General features: G+C 62.1%; 18 protein-coding genes. 14 read left to right on the top strand and 4 right to left on the bottom strand.

Features of this window, described 5'->3' with window-relative positions; translation table 11 throughout:
• The first annotated feature begins 177 nt into the window (after positions 1 to 177).
• From dnaK to P3R82_RS24615, 4 genes are all read left to right on the top strand, one after another.
• Complete coding sequence (gene dnaK, locus P3R82_RS24630; RefSeq protein WP_183902203.1) at positions 178 to 2094, top strand: molecular chaperone DnaK; 1917 nt, start codon at positions 178 to 180, stop codon at positions 2092 to 2094.
• Between the two features lie 85 nt (positions 2095 to 2179).
• Positions 2180 to 3307 (top strand): molecular chaperone DnaJ, encoded by a 1128-nt coding sequence (dnaJ, locus tag P3R82_RS24625; RefSeq protein ID WP_283195686.1) that lies wholly within the window; start codon positions 2180 to 2182, stop codon positions 3305 to 3307.
• 237 nt (positions 3308 to 3544) lie between these two features.
• Entirely contained in the window at positions 3545 to 5410 is a 1866-nt protein-coding gene (locus P3R82_RS24620) for a tetratricopeptide repeat protein (protein ID WP_283196419.1), read from the top strand.
• A gap of 163 nt (positions 5411 to 5573) precedes the next feature.
• The gene (locus P3R82_RS24615; RefSeq protein WP_283195685.1) at positions 5574 to 5777 is read left to right on the top strand and encodes a hypothetical protein; all 204 of its coding nucleotides are present in this window, start codon (positions 5574 to 5576) and stop codon (positions 5775 to 5777) included.
• 43 nt (positions 5778 to 5820) lie between these two features.
• On the opposite strand, the gene P3R82_RS24610 is transcribed toward P3R82_RS24615, so the two are convergent.
• Positions 5821 to 6171, bottom strand: a complete 351-nt coding sequence (locus P3R82_RS24610; protein WP_183902199.1) for a helix-turn-helix transcriptional regulator — start codon at positions 6169 to 6171, stop codon at positions 5821 to 5823.
• A gap of 331 nt (positions 6172 to 6502) precedes the next feature.
• On the opposite strand from P3R82_RS24610, the gene mbfA reads away from it, so the two are divergent.
• A complete protein-coding gene (gene mbfA / locus P3R82_RS24605) occupies positions 6503 to 7486 on the top strand; it encodes an iron exporter MbfA (RefSeq protein ID WP_283195684.1) in 984 nt (327 codons plus the stop codon).
• 65 nt (positions 7487 to 7551) lie between these two features.
• On the opposite strand, the gene P3R82_RS24600 is transcribed toward mbfA, so the two are convergent.
• A complete protein-coding gene (locus tag P3R82_RS24600; RefSeq protein ID WP_283195683.1) occupies positions 7552 to 8151 on the bottom strand; it encodes a transglutaminase-like cysteine peptidase in 600 nt (199 codons plus the stop codon).
• Positions 8152 to 8388: 237 nt separating this feature from the next.
• The gene (locus P3R82_RS24595) at positions 8389 to 9189 is read right to left on the bottom strand and encodes an alpha/beta hydrolase (RefSeq protein ID WP_283195682.1); all 801 of its coding nucleotides are present in this window, start codon (positions 9187 to 9189) and stop codon (positions 8389 to 8391) included.
• Between the two features lie 175 nt (positions 9190 to 9364).
• Between P3R82_RS24595 and infC the strand changes: the two genes are divergently transcribed.
• The 9 genes from infC (at position 9365) to pheT (ending at position 16348) form a co-directional block, all read left to right on the top strand.
• Complete coding sequence (gene infC, locus P3R82_RS24590) at positions 9365 to 9901, top strand: translation initiation factor IF-3 (protein ID WP_183902223.1); 537 nt, start codon at positions 9365 to 9367, stop codon at positions 9899 to 9901.
• Positions 9902 to 10259: 358 nt separating this feature from the next.
• The gene (gene rpmI, locus P3R82_RS24585) at positions 10260 to 10463 is read left to right on the top strand and encodes a 50S ribosomal protein L35 (protein ID WP_007813308.1); all 204 of its coding nucleotides are present in this window, start codon (positions 10260 to 10262) and stop codon (positions 10461 to 10463) included.
• A 38-nt stretch (positions 10464 to 10501) separates the two neighbouring features.
• Positions 10502 to 10906: a 50S ribosomal protein L20 gene (gene rplT / locus P3R82_RS24580; RefSeq protein WP_183902195.1), complete on the top strand. Its 405-nt coding sequence runs from the start codon at positions 10502 to 10504 to the stop codon at positions 10904 to 10906.
• A 126-nt stretch (positions 10907 to 11032) separates the two neighbouring features.
• The gene (locus P3R82_RS24575) at positions 11033 to 11857 is read left to right on the top strand and encodes a serine/threonine protein phosphatase (RefSeq protein WP_283195681.1); all 825 of its coding nucleotides are present in this window, start codon (positions 11033 to 11035) and stop codon (positions 11855 to 11857) included.
• 40 nt (positions 11858 to 11897) lie between these two features.
• Positions 11898 to 12980 carry a phenylalanine--tRNA ligase subunit alpha gene (pheS, locus tag P3R82_RS24570; RefSeq protein ID WP_112534973.1) on the top strand — a complete coding sequence of 361 codons (1083 nt, stop codon included), beginning with the start codon at positions 11898 to 11900 and terminating at the stop codon, positions 12978 to 12980.
• 118 nt (positions 12981 to 13098) lie between these two features.
• Positions 13099 to 13374 carry a DUF2442 domain-containing protein gene (locus tag P3R82_RS24565; RefSeq protein WP_283195680.1) on the top strand — a complete coding sequence of 92 codons (276 nt, stop codon included), beginning with the start codon at positions 13099 to 13101 and terminating at the stop codon, positions 13372 to 13374.
• An 8-nt stretch (positions 13375 to 13382) separates the two neighbouring features.
• Positions 13383 to 13619 carry a DUF4160 domain-containing protein gene (locus P3R82_RS24560; protein WP_283195679.1) on the top strand — a complete coding sequence of 79 codons (237 nt, stop codon included), beginning with the start codon at positions 13383 to 13385 and terminating at the stop codon, positions 13617 to 13619.
• Positions 13600 to 13875 carry a DUF2442 domain-containing protein gene (locus tag P3R82_RS24555; protein ID WP_246400259.1) on the top strand — a complete coding sequence of 92 codons (276 nt, stop codon included), beginning with the start codon at positions 13600 to 13602 and terminating at the stop codon, positions 13873 to 13875. Before P3R82_RS24560 ends, P3R82_RS24555 begins: the two co-directional genes overlap by 20 nt.
• A 37-nt stretch (positions 13876 to 13912) precedes the next feature.
• Positions 13913 to 16348, top strand: coding sequence for a phenylalanine--tRNA ligase subunit beta (gene pheT, locus P3R82_RS24550; protein ID WP_283195678.1), 2436 nt, complete (start codon positions 13913 to 13915; stop codon positions 16346 to 16348).
• 313 nt (positions 16349 to 16661) lie between these two features.
• Here the strand turns inward: pheT and P3R82_RS24545 are convergent, their stop codons facing one another.
• Positions 16662 to 17021, bottom strand: a complete 360-nt coding sequence (locus P3R82_RS24545; protein WP_112944859.1) for a nuclear transport factor 2 family protein — start codon at positions 17019 to 17021, stop codon at positions 16662 to 16664.
• Positions 17022 to 17090: the final 69 nt, after the last annotated feature.

Raw genomic sequence — 17090 nt, 5'->3', positions numbered from 1 at the left:
TGGCTTCTTTTGCTGGTTTTCAGGACATTTCCCGCCTTGCAGTCGCGAAAACCCGTCCTTATATACGCCGCATCACCGCAATCACGATTGCGTCAAACGTAGAGACCCATCCCGTAAGGGGCTGTCATCGAAATGCCTTCCCGGGGTTCAGACAGCTTGCTTCAAGGAGTAAATGACATGGCAAAAGTAATTGGTATCGACCTCGGAACGACAAATTCCTGCGTCGCTGTCATGGACGGCAAGGACGCAAAGGTCATCGAGAACGCCGAAGGTGCGCGCACCACGCCTTCGATCGTTGCATTTTCCGAAGATGGCGAGCGCCTCGTCGGTCAGCCGGCCAAGCGCCAGGCAGTCACCAACCCCACGGACACGCTGTTCGCAGTGAAGCGCCTCATCGGCCGCCGCTACGACGATCCGACGGTTGAAAAGGACAAGGCTCTCGTTCCCTTCGAGATCACCAAGGGCGACAATGGCGACGCATGGGTCAAGGCCCGCGGCACCGGCTATTCGCCTGCCCAGATCTCCGCGATGATCCTTCAGAAGATGAAGGAAACCGCTGAATCCTATCTCGGTGAAAAGGTCGAAAAGGCCGTCATCACCGTTCCCGCATACTTCAACGACGCACAGCGCCAGGCAACCAAGGATGCCGGCCGTATCGCTGGCCTCGAAGTTCTGCGCATCATCAACGAGCCGACGGCGGCAGCGCTGGCTTACGGTCTCGACAAGAAGGACGGCAAGACCATCGCCGTTTACGACTTGGGTGGCGGTACCTTCGATATCTCGATCCTCGAGATCGGCGACGGCGTCTTCGAAGTGAAGTCCACCAACGGCGATACCTTCCTCGGCGGTGAAGACTTCGACATGCGTCTCGTCGAATACCTCGTTGCCGAGTTCAAGAAGGACAACGGCATCGATCTGAAGGGCGACAAGCTTGCTCTGCAGCGCCTCAAGGAAGCTGCCGAAAAAGCCAAGATCGAACTCTCCTCTTCGCAGCAGACCGAAATCAACCTGCCGTTCATCACGGCCGATGCGACCGGTCCGAAGCACCTGACACTGAAGCTGACCCGCGCCAAGCTCGAAAGCCTGGTCGACGATCTCGTCCAGCGCACCATCGCGCCGTGTAAGGCAGCCCTCAAGGATGCCGGTGTCACCCCCGCCGAGATCGACGAAGTCGTTCTGGTCGGCGGCATGAGCCGCATGCCGAAGGTGCAGGAAGTCGTCAAGCAGCTGTTCGGCAAGGAGCCGCACAAGGGCGTCAACCCGGATGAAGTCGTGGCCCTCGGCGCCGCCATCCAGGCCGGCGTTCTCCAGGGCGACGTCAAGGACGTCCTGCTTCTCGACGTAACGCCGCTGTCCCTCGGCATCGAAACGCTGGGTGGCGTCTTCACCCGTCTGATCGAGCGTAACACCACGATCCCGACGAAGAAGAGCCAGACCTTCTCGACCGCAGACGACAACCAGCAGGCCGTCACCATCCGCGTGTCGCAGGGCGAGCGCGAAATGGCCCAGGACAACAAGCTGCTCGGCCAGTTCGACCTCGTTGGCCTGCCTCCGGCACCGCGTGGCGTTCCGCAGATCGAAGTCACCTTCGATATCGACGCCAACGGCATCGTGCAGGTTTCGGCCAAGGACAAGGGCACCGGCAAGGAACAGCAGATCCGCATCCAGGCCTCCGGTGGTCTCTCCGACGCCGACATCGAGAAGATGGTCAAGGACGCCGAAGCCAATGCCGAAGCCGACAAGAAGCGTCGCGAAGGCGTGGAAGCCAAGAACCAGGCTGAAAGCCTGATCCATTCCAGCGAGAAGTCGCTGAAGGATTACGGCGATAAGGTCACCGAAGCCGATCGCACCGCGATCTCCGACGCGATCGCCGCCCTGAAGACCTCCGTCGAGGCAACCGAGCCGGACGCGGAAGACATCAAGGCGAAGACCCAGACCCTCATGGAAGTCTCCATGAAGCTCGGTCAGGCGATCTACGAAGCCCAGCAGGCGGAAGCCGGTGCGGGCGACGCTTCGGCCGAAGCCGGCGACGACAATGTCGTCGATGCCGACTACGAAGAAGTCAAGGACGACGACCGCAAGAAGTCCGCGTAAGCGGCTCGCGGCGGTCACGTTTGAAACTGACATTCCGGCTGCTCACCATGGCAGCCGGAAATCCATTTCCGGGGTCTGATCCTTAATGGCAAAAGCCGATTTTTACGAAACGCTGGGTGTCGCCAAGACGGTTGACGAAAAAGAGCTGAAAAGCGCTTTCCGCAAACTGGCGATGAAATACCATCCGGACAAGAATCCCGGTGATCATACCGCCGAGCACAAGTTCAAGGAAATCAACGAAGCCTACGAGACGCTGAAGGACCCGCAGAAGCGCGCGGCCTATGACCGCTACGGTCACGCGGCCTTCGAGCATGGTGGCATGGGCGGCGGTGGCGGCGGTTTCGCCGGCGGCGGCTTCTCCGATATCTTCGAGGACATCTTCGGCGAGATGATGGGCGGCGGCCGCGCAAGGCAGCGCTCGTCGGGCGGTCGCGAACGCGGCGCCGATCTTCGCTACAACATGGAAATTTCGCTGGAGGAATCCTTCGCCGGCAAGACGGCGCAGATCAGGGTTCCGACCTCGATCACCTGCGACGTCTGTTCCGGCTCGGGCGCCAAGCCCGGCACCCAGCCCAAGACCTGCGGCACCTGCCAGGGCTCCGGCCGCGTGCGCGCCGCGCAGGGCTTCTTCTCCGTCGAGCGCACCTGCCCGACCTGCCATGGTCGCGGCCAGATCATTCCCGATCCCTGCGGCAAGTGCCACGGCCAGGGCCGCGTCACCGAGGAGCGCTCGCTCTCGGTCAACATTCCCGCCGGCATCGAGGACGGCACCCGCATCCGCCTGCAGGGCGAGGGCGAGGCCGGCATGCGCGGCGGCCCGGCGGGCGATCTCTATATCTTCCTGTCGGTCAGGCCGCACGAATTCTATCAGCGCGATGGCGCCGATCTCTATTGCGCCATCCCGATCTCGATGACGACGGCGGCGCTTGGCGGCACCTTCGACGTGGCGACGCTCGACGGCACCAAGTCGCGCGTCACGGTTCCCGAGGGCACCCAGGCCGGCAAGCAGTTCCGCCTGAAGGGCAAGGGCATGCCGGTGCTGCGCTCCAGCCAGACCGGCGATCTCTACATCCAGATCCAGATCGAGACGCCGCAGAAGCTCTCCAAGCGCCAGCGCGAGCTGTTGCAGGAATTCGAGGAGCTCTCGTCGAAGGAGAATAATCCCGAATCCACGGGCTTCTTCGCCCGCATGAAGGAATTCTTCGAGGGTTGATTGAATATTCTAGTAAAAATTCGAGAGCCCGGTTGTTCGCAGCCGGGCTTTTCTGTTTTGCATAGGGATAAGCATATTTTTTGCTACCGAAGAGACTCGACAATTCTATTGCCAGTCCCTTTATTAGATATGTAGCATTGTTTCTGTATTGAGCCTCGAAAAGGTTCTAGACTTGCATTCCCTTTGGTAGCCTGTGCCGAGGTTGATTTGGAACGCCGTCTCGCAGCTATTCTTGCAATGGATATCGTCGGCTACAGCCGAATGATGGGTGCCGATGAGCAGGGGACCTTGGATGCGGTCAAGCTCTGCCGTGGCGAGGTCATCGATCAAAGGATCGCGCATGCGCGTGGCCGCGTGGTCAAGCACACCGGCGACGGCATGCTGGTGGAGTTCTCCAGCATCGTCAACGCGGTGTCCTGCGCCAACGACGTGCAGCAGGCGATGGCGGCCCGCAACACGGCGCTGCCGGAAGAGCGCCGCATCGAGTTCCGCATGGGCATCCATCTCGGCGACGTCATCGTCGAGGACAACGACATCTTCGGTGATGGCGTCAACGTCGCGGCCAGGCTGGAGGCGATCTGCTCGCCCGGCGGCGTGGCGATCTCGGCGTCCGCCCGCGATCATGTCGGCAGCCGGCTCGATCTGTCGTTCCAGGATCTCGGCCTCTTCACGCTGAAGAACATCGAGCAGCCGGTGCAGGTCTATGCCATCTCGCCGAAGCGCGCTCTGCCGCTCAGGGTCAACGCGGCGGCACTCGCCGCGGCCAAGGAGAAGCAGAAGCCGCTGGTCGCGGTGCTGCCCTTCTCCAACATGAGCGGCGATCCCGAGCAGGAATACTTTTCCGACGGCATCACCGAGGACATCATCACCGATCTGTCGAAGATCTCCAATCTCTACGTCGTCGCCCGCAACACCGCCTTCACCTACAAGGGCAAGTCCGTGCAGGTGAAGCAGGCGGCATCCGAGCTCGGCGTTCACTTCGTGCTGCAGGGCAGCGTGCGCAAGGCCGGCCAGCGGGTGCGCATCACCGGCCAGCTGATCGACGCGCGCAACGGCGCCCATCTCTGGGCCGACCGCTTCGACCGCGATCTGACCGATATCTTCGCCGTGCAGGACGAGATCACCCACGCGATCGTCGACCAGTTGAAGATCAAGCTTTTGCCGGAAGAACAGGAAGCGATCGCCGCCGAGCCGACCACCAACGTCGAGGCCTACACCTATTATCTGCGCGGCCGGCAGTTCTCGCACTCCTGGACCCGGCATTACCTGCTGATGGCGCGCCGCATGTTCGCCACCGCGGTCGCGCTCGACCCCGATTACGCCGAGGCCTATGCCGGCATCGCCGATTGCGAATCGACGCTGCGCGACTGGCATGCCGGCGAATACACGCTGAAGGGCATTCTGGAATTGACCGCCAAGGCGCTGGCGCTCGACCCCAACCTCGCCGAGGCCCATGCCTCGCGCGGCCTGGCGCTGCATCAGGACGGCCGCGACGGCGAGGCGCTGGTGGAGTTCGAAAAGGCGCTGGCGCTGGAGCCCGATCTCTACGAGGCGAATTTCCACTACGCCCGCTTCCTGTTCATGCAGGGCAAGTTCGAGGGCGCCGTCACCTTCTTCACCCGCGCCTGCGAGATACGGCCGGACGACTATCTGTCGCCGATCCATCTGACGAGCGCCTGCCGCTCTCTGGGGCTCTCGCGCGAGCATGAGCACTGGGCCAGGGTCGGGCTGGAGCGCGCCGAGCGGGCGCTCGAGCTGCATCCCGAAAACGCCGGCCCGGCGCATCGCGGCGCGCTGGCGCTCGCCCATATGGGCCGCTTCGACGAGGCGCGCGAATGGGTCAAGCGGGCGCAATTGATCGACCCCGACGATATCGTCGCGCAGTACAACGTCGCCTGCGTCCACGCCCTGCTCAACGAATGCGACCAGGCGCTCGATATCCTCGAAGCACTGCTGCCGCAGTCGTCCTGCTACCAGATCCTCTGGTTCAGCCACGATCCTGACCTCGACGCGGTGCGCGGGCATCCGCGTTTCCAGGCGATGCTCGACGCCATCGCGGCCTGCACCTTCCATCAGGACGGGTTCCGCGTCGCATCGGAGTAACGCTAAGGTAGAGTGCGTTCGCCCGGGCGCTTCATTTCGAGACAGGGGTGCGCCGTCGCAACATTGGCGTTAACGCAAGCAATCGAAGTCGCTTTGCAGCGGTCGCGAATATATTCAATATGCTCGAAGGGGAATACACCACATTACACCGAGAGCAACTTCCATGACGGTAGCCGCTTTGTCTTTTCAGTCTGATGACGTCGATGTACTCGCGGGCGCGCTGTACACCTGGTGCGCCGAGCGCAATATCAAGCTCTTGAGCCAGCAGGGTCTGTCGATCGCCAGCATCGCGATCGATCTCTATCATGCCGGTCATCAGACGCAGGATCAGCTGCTGGTCGCTCTGCACGACTGCGATATTCACTAGATAACCGCCCTACGCGGTCGCTCGTCGCGTCGCCCCGAAAATCTCAGGCGTAGACGTCGTCACCCGACATCAGCGTCACGATGGTCTTGACGGCTTCCCGGCCTTCCGGCGAGCGCAGCTTGTCGTAGGTCACCGCAAGCTCGTAGGCCTCGGCGCTGAGGCCCGGCCGCGCCGTCGTGTCGGCACCCTCGAACAGCGCCGAAATATCGACGCCGAGGAAAACCGCGATCTGATGCAGCTTGCTCGCCGAGACGCGGTTGGTGCCCTTTTCATATTTCTGGATCTGCTGAAACGTCAGCCCGAGCGCCTCTCCGAGTTCCAGCTGGGAGATGCGTCGCTTGGCGCGCAGCGTCCGGACGTTCTGGCCGACAATAATATCCACCGGATCTGGCACTTTGAGTGTTCCCGTTCATTTCATTAATTTTGTCTGAGCACTATGCAGAGGTTTTTAAATATCTCAACCCAAGATTTGCAAATTTCAACCAGCTTTTCGGCTGATTTTTAGGCTGTTTTCTTAGTTAAAGAAGATGAAATATACCTGAGCGTGCATAAAATACATAAAGCTAGTTTACGGATGTGGCGCGGTTACTAGTGGGCGCTGCTTTTCTCTCTCGCTGAAAATTCTCTCGCCATGGATGAGGCATTCCGTCCGTCCGGGACGGCAGCTTGGACTTGACCACCACGTCCGTGAAGCCTATTTTAGAATTATTCTAAAAGAGGCCATCATGCTGAAACGAATTTTCAGATCACCCAAACGTTCCTTCGACAGTCTGTCCGAGCAGGAGATCCTGGCGCTCGCCATCGGCTCCGAGGAGGACGACGCCCGCATCTATCTCGCCTATGCCGACAGGCTGCGCGCCGATTATCCCGCGTCGGCCAAGGTCTTCGAGGACATGGCGGACGTCGAAAACACCCACCGCAACTCGCTGATCACGCTCTACCGCCAGCGCTTCGGCGAGCGCATCACGCTGATCCGCCGCGAGCATGTCGAAGGCTTCTACGAGCGCAAGCCGGACTGGCTGCGCGCCAACCTTTCGCTGGAGAAGATCCGCCAGGAGGCCGAGGCCATGGAAAACCAGGCCTACCGCTTCTACATCGAGGCGGCCGGCCGCGTCGGTGATGCCTCCACGCGGCAACTGCTCGGCGACCTCGCCCTTGCCGAGCAGGGGCATGAGGACATCACCCGCATGCTCGGCGACAGGCACACGCCGGAAGACGTCCGCAAGGAAGAGGATCTGAAGAGCCGCCGGCAGTTCGTGCTCACCTATGTGCAGCCGGGCCTCGCCGGCCTGATGGATGGCTCGGTCTCGACGCTCGCGCCGATCTTCGCCGCCGCCTTCGCCACGCAGGATACCTGGCAGACCTTCCTCGTCGGCCTCTCGGCCTCCGTCGGCGCCGGCATCTCGATGGGCTTCACCGAGGCGGCGCATGACGACGGCAAGATTTCCGGGCGCGGCTCGCCTGTGAAGCGCGGCCTGTCCTGCGGCGTCATGACGGCGCTCGGCGGCCTCGGCCACACGCTGCCCTATCTCATCGCCGATTTCTGGACGGCGACCACGCTGGCGGTCATCATCGCCATTTTCGAGCTCTGGGCAATCGCCTTCATCCAAAACCGCTTCATGGAAACCCCGTTCCTGCGCGCCGCCCTCCAGGTCGTCGTCGGCGGCGGACTGGTGCTGGGCGCGGGCATCTTGATCGGCAGCGGCTGACGCGGAAACGAAAATGGCCGGCATCGCGCCGGCCATCGAACATTTCGGTCTCCGAAAATCCTGGTCTAGCGCAGCGCGCCGACCAGCACGTCGCGGCCGTTCTCGATGGTGACCCAACGGCCGGCATTGGCGCTCGACTGGCGCTTGATGAAGGAGTAGGGGGCGTCGTACCAAGGCTTCACCGTCGCGGCGAGATTGTCGAGCACGAAGTCGCCCTTCGTCGTGCGCAGCGTCAGCACCGCATGGCCTTCGCCATCGGGCTTGCGAAGCACGGTCATCAGCAGATTTGAGGGAGAAAAGCCGCGCTGGATCAGGATGCGGCGCTTCAGCAGCGCATAGTCCTCGCAATCGCCGGCGGTCGTCGGATACGCCCAGACTTCTTCCTTGCCGTAGATGTCCTTGTCGGTCATCGGAGCGATCGTGGTGTTGACGCTGGTATTGATGGCGCGCACCAGCGCCCACTTGGCGTCGGTCATCTCCATCGGGCCGACATTGCGGTTCGGCCCGCACTCGTTGCCATGCGACTGGCAGAATTCGTAATGGCCGATCGGCTGCGATGTCGCCTGGCCGGTCTCCATCCAGAGTGTGTTGGTCGCTGCCGGCATCGCCGCGCTCGACATCGCAAACAAGGCCATCATGGCCAAGAGCAAACCCTTGATACGCACGCCCGCTGTCCCTTGCATCGCCCCATATTTATTAACAAAAAGTTAATGGAGGCGGCCGCTCGGAGTCAATCACTACTTCTGGCGAGGGGGCGGGAAGCGGTGAACATGGTTAAAATGCGTTAGGATTTGGCACAGTGCCGCGCGCCGGGCGCGCTCGCCCGGCGTGGCGTGTTTTCGACAAATTGTTGAAACAAATCGATATTCTCAGGTCAGTCGATGCGGTTTCCGGTTCGGGCCTCAGCGGACGAGCGATTTCACCGCCGAAAGCATGCGCTCGATGTCCTGTGGGCGCGACAGGCGGTGGTCGCCATCACGAATAAATGTCAGCACCACGTCGTCGGCTGGAAGATGCTCGATCAGCGTCATTGCGTGACTGAAGGGCACGTCGGGGTCCTTCATCCCCTGCAGGATGTGAACCGGGCATCCGGTCTCGATCATCCCACTCAAAACCCGGTTGTTTCGACCGTCCTCGATCAGCGCGCGGGTATAGATGTTGGGTTCCGGGCTGTATTCCGAAGGCTCCTCGAAGAAGCCGCGCTCGGCAAGCGAGGTCTTCTCCTTCTCGGTGAGGTTCGGCTCGATCAATACCTGCGTGAAATCGGGCGCCGGCGCGATCAGCACCATCCCGTCGAGTTTTGGCGCGCCGGTTCTCGCCGCCAATTCCTGCGCCAGCCTGAGCGCGATCCAGCCGCCCATCGAGGAGCCGACGAGGATGATGCGTTCCGGCTCGAGATGGGAAACGACGGCCATCGCCTCCTCGAGCCAGCGCGAGATCGTGCCGTCGCGGAATTCGCCGCCGGACAGGCCGTGGCCGGAATAATCGAGGCGGATGCAGGCAAGCCCGTTCTCGGCGGCCATCCGGTCGAGCTCGACGGCCTTGCTGCCGCTCATGTCGGATCGATATCCGGATAACCAGACCAGCGTCGGGCCCGCTTTGTCGCCGGCAGCAGGGCGGGCGATATAGGCGATCTCCCGCGCCGCCGATCCCTCGCCGACGGTCAGAAATTGGTGCTGCGGGGCGATATTGGCGTCGGACATGGCGGAACTCCTTTGTTTCAGCCTATAAAACAGATTCTTGACAGGCTGACAGCAGGTGATTTTTCCGCTAAAGCGTGCTAATGACTTCGTTGCAGCGATGGCGAAACACGGTCGTCCTCCTTATATAGAGGCGATCCGCTGCAGCAATCCGAAACAACGCGAGGAGAATACGACCATTCGCAGACCGTTTAAAGCCGACGCGCCCGTGAAGGATGGGCCGCGCTCGAACAGGGAAATTCGCATTCCCAAGGTTCAGCTGATCGATGCTGAAGGACAGAATTTGGGCGTCGTGGCGACCGACCAGGCCCTGAGAATGGCTGAAGAAGCCGGACTCGACCTCGTTGAGATTTCCCCCAATGCCGAACCGCCTGTGTGCAAGATCCTCGATCTGGGCAAGCTGAAATACGCCAACCAGAAGAAGGCGGCCGAGGCGCGCAAGAAGCAGAAAATCGTCGAAGTCAAAGAAATCAAGATGCGTCCGAACATCGACACGCATGACTATGACGTGAAGATGAAGGCGATGGGCCGCTTCTTCGAGGAAGGCGACAAGGTCAAGGTGACCCTGAAGTTCCGCGGCCGCGAAATGGCCCACCAGGAACTCGGCATGAAGCTCCTGCAGCAGGTCAAGGCCGATACGCTGGAGCTCGCCAAGGTCGAAGCCGAGCCCAAGCTCGAGGGACGCCAGATGATGATGGTGCTCGCGCCGAAATAAGGCGCGTCGCCACCGTTCGTATCAAAGCCGTCCGCGAGGGCGGCTTTTGTATTTTCGCCCTGGTATGGCGGGCAATCGACGCCCAAGGGGCGGGGCGATGCGCTGCTGAAAAGATTCCGGCCCGTGCCCCGTTGCACTTTCATGACACTGCGGTTATAAGCGCGCGTCCGAACTGACCGGCAGGGCATGCCGTGGCAGTTTCGAATGCTTGCGGCACGGTTCGTCACCGTGACCGCAGATCAACAACAAACGCTCCCGCACTTGTTGCGACACCCGGGAAACCGGGATCGCGAGAAGGCTTCTTTTGAAGCGCGCCTCTTGCAGGCCAGGTGGGGGGGATCAGAAACGGAGTAGCAAAATGCCCAAGATGAAGACGAAGTCCTCCGCCAAGAAGCGGTTCAAGATCACCGCGACCGGCAAGGTCAAGGCTGCAGCCGCTGGCAAGCGCCATGGCATGATCAAGCGTTCCAACAAGTTCATTCGCGATGCACGTGGCACCATGGTTCTGGCAGAACCGGATGGCCGCAAGGTCGTGAAGAATTACCTGCCGAACGGTCTCTAAGACTATTCCGCGAACGTATAGATTAAGGAGATCATGATATGGCACGTGTAAAGAGAGGCGTTACCGCCCACGCCAAGCACAAGAAGGTTCTGAAGCAGGCCAAGGGCTTCTACGGCCGCCGCAAGAACACCATCCGCGCCGCCAAGGCTGCTGTCGATCGTTCGAAGCAGTACGCTTACCGCGACCGCAAGGTCAACAAGCGTAACTTCCGCGCCCTCTGGATCCAGCGCATCAACGCTGCCGTCCGCGAATTCGGCCTGACCTACGGCCGCTTCATCGACGGCCTGAACAAGGCTGGCATCGAAGTCGACCGTAAGGTTCTCTCCGACATGGCGATCCATGAGCCGGAAGCATTCGGTGCGCTCGTTGCTGCCTCCAAGAAGGCGCTCGAGTACCTGAAGGACGCTGGCACGAAGAACGAGTTTGAAGCAGCCGTCAACTAAGCCGGCGCTATTCGAACCTTCGCTTCGATGATTTGAAACCCGCGCTGGCAAGGCTTGCGCGGGTTTCTTCGTTTTACCGGGATGGGAGCGCCTATAGGGGCGAACGATCAAGACGTGGCGAACGATGTGAGACATCCGACGATGGATCGCGACCTGCTTGCCAGGAGCGGGCTGAGCGAGGAGGACGTGCCCGTTCTCATCGCGGCCCTGCTGCGCGGTTCCAAGCGCGTCGAGCGTGTCGCTCTGTCGGGCGGCGCCGTCTGGATCAAGCGCTATGGCACCGAGCGCGCCTCGCGCTGGATGGTGCTGCAGCGCATGCTCGCCAATCTCATCAGCGCGCCGTTTCTGCGCCCGTCGCCGATTCTGGCCGACGAGGGCATGGCCGGGCGCGAGATCCGTCGCCTCGCCCAGTTTTCTTCTCATGACGTGCCGACCGCGCGCGTGATCTATTCCTCGGGCGCCGCCGTCGTCTTTAGCGATGCCGGCGATACGGTCGATCGCCAGCTCCATCATGTGCTGAACAACGACCCGGTGGCCCACGACGACATGCTTGTCCATTGCGCCGCCGAGCTCGGCCGGCTGCATGCGAAGGGGCTGTGCCACGGCAGGCCCTATCCGCGCGACATGTTCCTGAAGGACGGCCGCATCGGCTTCATGGATTTCGAGGAGGAGCCGGACCGGGTGATGCCGCTGGAGGTCGCCCAGGCGCGCGATATCTGGCTGCTCTTTTTGCAGGTCGCGACCCGCGCCAAGCTCGGCGGCGAAACCCACGACCGGGCCTACAGGGCCTGGGCCGAGGTGGCGCCACCGGCGGCCGTTGCCGAACTGCGCAAGCTTACCGGCTTTCTCGGCGGCTTTTTGTCGGCTGCCCGGTTGATTGGCCGCGTCCACATGGGTAGTGATCTGCGACGTTTCATCGTGGCGACCAGCTATCTGAAGCATGTTTCGTGAAGTGTCCCTCAAAGACCGGACGCCCTGAAGGCAGGAAAAGATGACCGAACTCGCAACCCTGGAAAAGCAACTCCTGTCCGATGTCGCGGCCGCCGCCGATGAACCGGCGATCGAAGCCGTGCGCGTCGCGGCCCTCGGCAAGAAGGGGTCGGTCTCCGAACTCCTGAAGACGCTGGGCTCGATGACCCCTGAAGAGCGCCAGACGCGCGGCGCCCAGATCAACGCGCTGAAGACGGTGGTGACCGAGGCGATCAACGCCCGCAAGGCCGATCTCAAGAAGGCGGCGATCGACGCGCGGCTGAAGGCCGAGACGGTCGACGTCTCGCTGCCCGTCCGCTCCTCGCCCGCCGAGCGCGGCCGCATCCATCCGATCAGCCAGATCGTCGACGAGATCACCGCGATCTTCGCCGACATGGGCTTCTCGATCGCCGAAGGTCCTGACGTCGAGACCGATTATTACAATTTCACGGCGCTGAACTTCCCCGAGGGCCATCCGGCCCGCGAGATGCACGACACCTTCTTCTTCAACCCGGATGAGAACGGCGAGCGCAAGGTGCTGCGCACGCACACCTCGCCGGTGCAGGTGCGCACCATGGAAGCGCAAAAGCCGCCGATCCGCATCATCATCCCCGGCAAGACCTACCGCCAGGACAGTGACGCGACGCACTCGCCGATGTTCCATCAGGTCGAGGGCCTCGTCGTCGACAAGAAGGCCAATGTCGCCAACATCCGCTGGGTGCTGGAAGAGTTCTGCAAGACCTTCTTCGAGGTCGACAGCGTCACCATGCGCTTCCGCCCGTCCTTCTTCCCGTTCACGGAGCCGTCCTTCGAGGTCGACATCCAGTGCGACCGCTCCGGCCCGATCGTCAAGTTCGGCGAAGGCACCGACTGGATGGAGATTCTGGGCTGCGGCATGGTGCACCCGAACGTGCTGCGCGCGGGTGGTCTTGATCCCGACGAGTACCAGGGCTTTGCCTGGGGCATGGGCCTCGACCGCATCGCCATGCTGAAATACGGCATGCCTGACCTGCGCGACTTCTTCAACGCCGACGTCCGCTGGATGACCCACTACGGCTTCCGCCCACTCGACATGCCGACGCTGTTCGGCGGGTTGAGCGCGTAAGCCAATGCCAACCGTCCTTCGCTTCGACCAGTCGAGGCGAAGGGGTTTAACGCGGGTGACCTCAAGCGTATCATGGAGGTCGTCGAAGATCACAAGGACCAGTTTGTGGAGGCATGGAATGAATTCTCCAAGTCTGTATCCTGATAACGAGCGGCCTGTGGAGGCCTGGTGCGACCCGCACGATCTTCACGTCCGGCTTGCCGACGGACGAGCGGTGAAAACCCCGCTCTGGTGGTATCCCCGCCTTCTGACGGCGTCGCCGGCCGAGCGCAACAATGTCGAGCTCACGCTTGCGGGCGTTCACTGGCCTGACGTCGACGAGGATTTGTCGATCCGGGGCATGCTGGCGGGGTGGAAGTATCCCGAGGCTAGGGCTCCGGAAAAGGCGGCGTAGACCGGACGATGCCGACCTTGCTCATCTGGCATGGATACAGGTTCAGGTTCTACGCCTTGGATGTCGGCGAACCACCGCATGTCCATATCGTCAAGGATGGCAAGTCCCTGAAGGTGTGGTTGAAGAGTTTGGAAGTCGAGAAGAACAAAGGGTATAGTGATCAGGAGATCGCAAGGCTGCTCAAGGTAGCCTCCGAGCACCGGGACGAATGGATAGGCGCGTGGAATGAATTCTTTGGCCTTTGAGACCGACGATATGCGACCCGTTCGCGCTTGGTGCCTCGATGGCGAGGTTCACGTCGCGCTCGCGGATGGTCGCGCCATCGCCACGCCTATCTGGTGGTACCCGTTCCTGTCCGAACTTGATGACAAGGCATTGAACGACATCGAATTGATGTACGAGGGTATCTGGTGGACCGCCATCGACGAGGGTATTTCGGTGAAAAGCATGTTTCTGGGCATAAAGGCCCCCGGCGCCAAGGCTCCGGAGAAGGCTGCGTAACCGAACGATTGATGATTTTTGAGACGAGAACAACACAATGAAATTCACGCTTTCCTGGCTCAAGGATCATCTTGAGACCGACGCCACACTGGATGAAATCTGCAAGCGCCTGACCGAGATCGGCCTCGAGGTCGAGGATGTCGACGACAAGGCGACCTACAAGCCCTTCGTCATCGCCCGCGTGTTGTCGGCCGAAAAGCATCCGGAAGCCGATCGCCTGAAGGTGCTGTCGGTCGATGCCGGTCCCGATATCAACGGCGGCAAGCCGCTGCAGATCGTCTGCGGTGCGCCGAACGCGCGTGCCGGCCTGGTCGGCGCGCTGGCGCGGCCGGGCGATTATGTGCCGGGCATCGATGTCACGCTCGGCGTCGGCAAGATCCGCGGCGTCGAAAGCCACGGCATGATGTGCTCCGAAAAGGAGCTCAACATGTCCGACAGCCACGACGGCATCATCGACCTGCCCGAGGATGCGCCTGTTGGAACCTCGTTTGCCGCCTACGCCCATCTCGACGACCCCATGATCGAGATCAACCTGACGCCGAACCGTCCGGATTGCACCTCGATTTACGGCATCGCCCGCGATCTGGCCGCTTCCGGCCTCGGTAAGCTGAAGACGCGCGCCGCGCCGTCGTTTGCCGTCGAAGGCGACACGCCGGTGAAGCTGACGCTCGATCTCGATGACGACAGGCTCTGCCCCGGCTTCGGCCTGCGTCTGGTGCGCGGCGTCAAGAACGGCCCGAGCCCCAAGTGGGTGCAGCAGCGCCTGACGGCGATCGGTCTGCGTCCGATCAACGCGCTCGTCGACATCACCAACTACATGACCTTCGACCAGGGTCGCCCGATGCACGTCTTCGACGCCGCCAAGGTGAAGGGCAACCTCACCGTTCGCCGCGCCAAGGACGGCGAGACGGTGCTGGCGCTCGACCAGCGCGAATACAAGCTCGGCCCGAACAACGTCGTCATCGCCGACGAGGATGGCATCGAGTCGATCGGCGGCATCATGGGCGGCGAGCATTCCGGCTGCGATGAAAACACCACCGACGTGCTGATCGAATCGGCGCTCTGGGACCCGATGAACATCGCCAAATCAGGCCGTGGCCTCGGCATCATCACCGATGCCCGCTACCGCTTCGAGCGCGGCGTCGATCCCGAATATATGGTCCCCGGTCTCGAGCGCACCACCGAACTGGTGCTCGAATTCTGCGGCGGCACGGCAGCCAAGGCCGAGATCGTCGGCTACAAGAGCTATGAGCCCAAGGTCGTCGACTTCCCCTTTTCGGAAGTGAAGCGCCTGACGGGCCTCGAAGTCTCCACCGATGAAAGCATCGAGATCCTGACCCGCCTCGGCTTCAAGGTCACCGGTTCCGGAGAGCGCGTCTCGGTCGCGGTTCCCTCCTGGCGTCCCGATGTCGATGGCAAGGCCGATCTCGTCGAAGAGGTCATGCGCATCCATGGCGTCGACAACATCAAGCCGGCGCCGCTGGAAAGCCACAGCGCGATCAACGGCCGCATCCTGACGACGCTGCAGATCCGCACCCGCACCGCCAAGCGTGCGCTTGCCTCGCGCGGCATGCTGGAGGCCGTCACCTGGTCCTTCATCTCCGAGGATCAGGCCAAGCTCTTCGGCGGCGGCGCGCCGTCGCTGAAGCTCGCCAACCCGATCGCATCGGAAATGTCCGACATGCGCCCCTCGCTGCTGCCGGGTCTGCTGACCGCTGCCCAGCGCAATGCCGACAAGGGCTATGGTGACGTCGCGATCTTCGAAGTCTCCGGCACCTATGAGAACGACAGGCCGGAAGGCCAGCGCCGCGTTGCCGGCGGCATCCGTCGTGGCACCGCCTCGATGGCCGGCTCCGGCCGCATGTGGTCCAACACGGCCAAGGGCGGCGGCAAGCCGGTCGACGTCTTCGACGCCAAGGCCGATGCGCTCGCCGTTATCGAGGCCTGCGGCCTGCCGATGACCAACATCCAGGTCGAGCAGGGCGGTCCGGACTGGTACCACCCCGGCCGCTCCGGCACCATCAAGATGGGCCCGAAGGTCGTGCTCGGCTATTTCGGCGAGTTCCATCCCTCGACGCTGGAGGCGCTCGACGTCTCCGGCGCGCTCGCGGGCTTCGAGGTCTATCTCGACGTCATGCCCGAGCCGAAGAAGAAGGCGACCCGCACCAAGCCGGCGCTGGAACTCTCGCAGTTCCAGGCCGTCAAGCGCGACTTCGCCTTCGTCGTCGACAAGGCGGTCGAGGCCGGCGCCATCATCAAGGCCGCGACCGGCGCCGACCGCAAGCTGGTCGCCGGCGTGAATGTCTTCGATATCTTCGAGGGCGCCTCGGTCGGCGAGGGCAAGAAGTCCGTCGCCATCGAGGTGCAGATCCAGCCGGTCGAGCGCACGCTGACCGACGAGGATTTCGAGGCCCTCACGCAGAAGATCGTCGCCAGCGTCACCAAGGTCACCGGTGGCGTGCTGCGGGGTTGATGAAATAGGGTGTGCGGCCTCGGCCTCTGGTGCGGGCAGGCAACGGCCCTACGGCCGCCGCTCGTATTGGTTTAGCGCTGGTCGCGCCCCCAACTCTCCCTCATCCTCGCCCTCGTGGCGGGGATCCAGCCGCCGCGCGTTGGCGCGGCGGAGAGACTCTTTCCTGACATGCAAGGAACGTTCATTCACGGCGCGGACGCGCCGTGGCTGGATTCCTGTCACATCGCACGGGCGAAGCCTGGGCAAAGGAATGAGGGAGGAGAGTGGGCTATCGCGTAACGCGATAGAAACCTACAGGGCAGGCTCGCACCCATCAATCGTGCAAATAATAAACCTTGTTCACGATCGTCCATCGCCCCTCGATCTTCAGCATCGAGAGATAGTCGGTGAAGCGCATGCCGGCGAAGTCGTCGCTGACCTTGACGCTGGCGGCGTCGCCGACGACGTCAAGCGTCTGGATGTCCATGTGCGGCTGCGTGCCTGGCGGGGCCGAGCCCTCGGCCACGATGGCGGCGATGAACTCGTCGCGGGTCGACCATTCGACCGCGCTCTCGTAATGCCCGATGACAGCGCATTTCGGATGAAACGCCTTGCGCAGCGCCGCCTCGTTGGCGAAGGTCATGCCTTCGACATAGAGATGCACGACTGCCTCTATCGCCTGCCGGTCCGTCATGGTCCGTACCTCGATCGTGTCGATGGTGAAGTATAGCGCGGAGCGCGCAACGCGCAAAGTCGTTGCTGG

Origin of the sequence: Rhizobium sp. AN80A (assembly GCF_030053015.1) — a bacterium.
GTDB classification, from domain to species: domain Bacteria; phylum Pseudomonadota; class Alphaproteobacteria; order Rhizobiales; family Rhizobiaceae; genus Rhizobium; species Rhizobium metallidurans.
This window is presented reverse-complemented; position numbering and strand designations above follow the sequence as displayed.

What these genes read in the sequence shown, in the direction of transcription:
- dnaK (WP_183902203.1), top strand. Translation starts at nt 178, where the DNA reads ATGGCAAAAGTAATTGGTATCGACCTCGGAACGACAAATTCCTGCGTC.
- dnaJ (WP_283195686.1), top strand. Translation starts at nt 2,180, where the DNA reads ATGGCAAAAGCCGATTTTTACGAAACGCTGGGTGTCGCCAAGACGGTT.
- P3R82_RS24620 (WP_283196419.1), top strand. Translation starts at nt 3,545, where the DNA reads ATGGATATCGTCGGCTACAGCCGAATGATGGGTGCCGATGAGCAGGGG.
- P3R82_RS24615 (WP_283195685.1), top strand. Translation starts at nt 5,574, where the DNA reads ATGACGGTAGCCGCTTTGTCTTTTCAGTCTGATGACGTCGATGTACTC.
- mbfA (WP_283195684.1), top strand. Translation starts at nt 6,503, where the DNA reads ATGCTGAAACGAATTTTCAGATCACCCAAACGTTCCTTCGACAGTCTG.
- P3R82_RS24595 (WP_283195682.1), bottom strand. Translation starts at nt 9,189, where the DNA reads ATGTCCGACGCCAATATCGCCCCGCAGCACCAATTTCTGACCGTCGGC.
- rpmI (WP_007813308.1), top strand. Translation starts at nt 10,260, where the DNA reads ATGCCCAAGATGAAGACGAAGTCCTCCGCCAAGAAGCGGTTCAAGATC.
- rplT (WP_183902195.1), top strand. Translation starts at nt 10,502, where the DNA reads ATGGCACGTGTAAAGAGAGGCGTTACCGCCCACGCCAAGCACAAGAAG.
- pheS (WP_112534973.1), top strand. Translation starts at nt 11,898, where the DNA reads ATGACCGAACTCGCAACCCTGGAAAAGCAACTCCTGTCCGATGTCGCG.
- P3R82_RS24565 (WP_283195680.1), top strand. Translation starts at nt 13,099, where the DNA reads ATGAATTCTCCAAGTCTGTATCCTGATAACGAGCGGCCTGTGGAGGCC.
- P3R82_RS24560 (WP_283195679.1), top strand. Translation starts at nt 13,383, where the DNA reads ATGCCGACCTTGCTCATCTGGCATGGATACAGGTTCAGGTTCTACGCC.
- P3R82_RS24555 (WP_246400259.1), top strand. Translation starts at nt 13,600, where the DNA reads ATGAATTCTTTGGCCTTTGAGACCGACGATATGCGACCCGTTCGCGCT.
- pheT (WP_283195678.1), top strand. Translation starts at nt 13,913, where the DNA reads ATGAAATTCACGCTTTCCTGGCTCAAGGATCATCTTGAGACCGACGCC.
- P3R82_RS24545 (WP_112944859.1), bottom strand. Translation starts at nt 17,021, where the DNA reads ATGACGGACCGGCAGGCGATAGAGGCAGTCGTGCATCTCTATGTCGAA.